The following is a 555-nucleotide window of genomic DNA, read 5'->3' as shown; positions in this document are numbered from 1 at the left end:
AACCCGTATGATGAACGAACCTAGCGACGGGGGGTAAGTGCATGGCGGCGACTGCGGACAGCGGGGCGCAGACCAGGGAACGGCTGATCGAGGCCGCGACGCGGGTCCTCCGGACCCACGGCTACGCGGGGTCCAGCGCCCGGGTGATCGCGAAGGAGGCGGGCGTCAACTCCGCCCTGGTCTTCTACCACTTCGGCGGCGGCGACCCGCTGCTGCTGGCCGCCTTCGACCGGGTCTCCGAAGCCCGGATGGCCCGGCACGTGGTCACCGTCGCGGAGGTCCGCACCCTGGAGGAGCTCACCGCCGCCGCCGAACAGATCTACCGCGACGACCTCGACGGCGGACACCTCACGATGTTCTCCGAACTGGTCGGCGCCGCCCTGGCCCGGCCCGAGCTGCGCACCGCCGTCTCCGAACGCGCCGAACCCTGGCTGAACTTCGTCGAGACCACGCTCGAGCGGGTGATCGGCGGCACCCCGCTGGCCAGGCTCACCCCACCCCGGGACCTCGCCAACGCCGCCATCACCTTCTACCTCGGCGTCAACCTCTTCACGG

The 555-nt window shown here is 71.0% G+C and carries 1 protein-coding gene; it reads left to right on the top strand.

The genetic code is table 11. The annotated features are described in order from the left end of the window. Nucleotides 1-41: 41 nt before the first annotated feature. Nucleotides 42-555: TetR/AcrR family transcriptional regulator (locus tag ABD323_RS44685; protein ID WP_344447690.1), on the top strand; the 514-nt coding region annotated here is incomplete at its 3' end.

This window comes from Kitasatospora nipponensis, from assembly GCF_039528135.1.
Taxonomy (GTDB): Bacteria; Actinomycetota; Actinomycetes; order Streptomycetales; family Streptomycetaceae; genus Kitasatospora; species Kitasatospora nipponensis.
This window is presented reverse-complemented; position numbering and strand designations above follow the sequence as displayed.